Source organism: Mesorhizobium sp. M7A.F.Ca.AU.002.02.1.1 (assembly GCF_003998535.1).
Taxonomy (GTDB): domain Bacteria; phylum Pseudomonadota; class Alphaproteobacteria; order Rhizobiales; family Rhizobiaceae; genus Mesorhizobium; species Mesorhizobium ciceri.
In genome coordinates this window covers 1-1,470 of sequence record NZ_RZPB01001118.1, presented here as the reverse complement: position 1 = coordinate 1,470, position 1,470 = coordinate 1, and the positions used below count along the sequence as shown (strand labels likewise).

General features: G+C 70.1%; 1 pseudogene. It reads left to right on the top strand.

Annotation, left to right across the window (positions count from 1 at the left end):
• A pseudogene (locus EN879_RS35630) lies at positions 1 to 1,470 on the top strand (chromosome segregation protein SMC); the annotation flags it as partial.

Below are 1,470 nucleotides of genomic sequence, written 5' to 3'. Positions count from 1 at the left end.
GCGTCGATCGCGGTTTCGAAACGGCGCTGGGTGCAGCCCTTGGCGAAGACCTCGACGTGCCGCTCGACCGCAGCGCGCCGGTGCATTGGGGCGAAGGCGCGATCCAACCCGGCGACGCGGCTCTGCCGGAAGGCGTGAAGAGCCTGGCCAGCGTGGTCCACGCGCCGGCACAGCTCGCCCGCCGCCTGGCGCAGATCGGTATCGTCGATGCCGCCGGCGATGGCCGCCGGTTGCAGCCGCTGCTTGCTCCCGGCCAGCGGCTGGTCAGCCGCGAGGGCGCGCTGTGGCGCTGGGACGGCTTTACCGCCAGTGCCGACGCGCCGACCGCCGCGGCGCAACGGCTGGCGCAGAAGAACCGGCTGGCTGAGCTCGATGCCGAGGCGATACAGGCGACGCTCGTCCTGCGCCAGGCCGAGGAGGCGCTGGGAGAGGCCGAACAGGCGCTCCGCCTGGCAAGCGAGGCCGAGCGCAACACGCGCCAGGCCGGTCGTGACGCACAGCATCGGCTGGACGCCGCCCGCAATGCACTGGCTGAGGCCGAGAGGGCCGGCGGCGAATTGCAGAGCCGGCGCGCAGCACTCGATGAAGCGCGCGCCCGCATCGTCGACAGCCATGAGGAGATTTCGGCCGCCTTCGCCGAGGCGGAAATGCTGCTGCAGGACGCGCCCGATCTTGGCGATCTGCAATTGCAGCTCGAACAGTCCTCGGCCAATGTCGCCCGCGACCGCGCCGCGCTTGCCGATGCGCGTGCGGTGCATGAGGGGCTGCGCCGCGAAGCCGAGGCGCGCGCGCGCCGGCTCGATGCCATTGGCGCCGAACGCAGCAATTGGCTGGAGCGGGCCGAAAACGCCTCGACGCAGATCGCCTCGCTTGGCGAACGCAAGGCCGAGGCCGAGGCCGAACGCGAGCGGCTGGCGGATGCGCCCGATGAAATCGACGCCAAGCGGCGCGCCCTGCTGTCGCAGCTCACCGAGGCCGAAACCTTGCGCAAGGCGGCGGCCGACCGTCTGCAGGAAGCGGAGAACCGGCAATCCGAACTGGACAAGGCCGCCACCGGCGCCATCCAGTTCCTGGCTGAGGCGCGCGAGAGCCGCGTTCGCGCCGAAGAGCGGCTGACCGCGGCCGACGAACGCCGGCTGGAGGTCGAGGCGCGCATCCAGGAAACGCTGAACACACCGCCGCATGTGGTTATTCGCCATACCGGTCTGGAGGCTGACAGCCCGATGCCTGAGATGCCCGAGATCGAGCGTCAGCTGGACCGGCTGAAGATCGAGCGCGAACGGCTGGGCGCCGTCAATCTGCGCGCAGAGGAAGAGCAGAAGGAGCTTTCCGACCGGCTGGAGGCGATCGTGTCGGAGCGCGAGGACATCATCGAGGCGATCCGCAAGCTCAGGCAGGCGATCCAGAGCCTCAACCGCGAAGGCCGCGAGCGGCTGCTTGCCGCCTTCGATGTCGTCAACGGCCATTTCC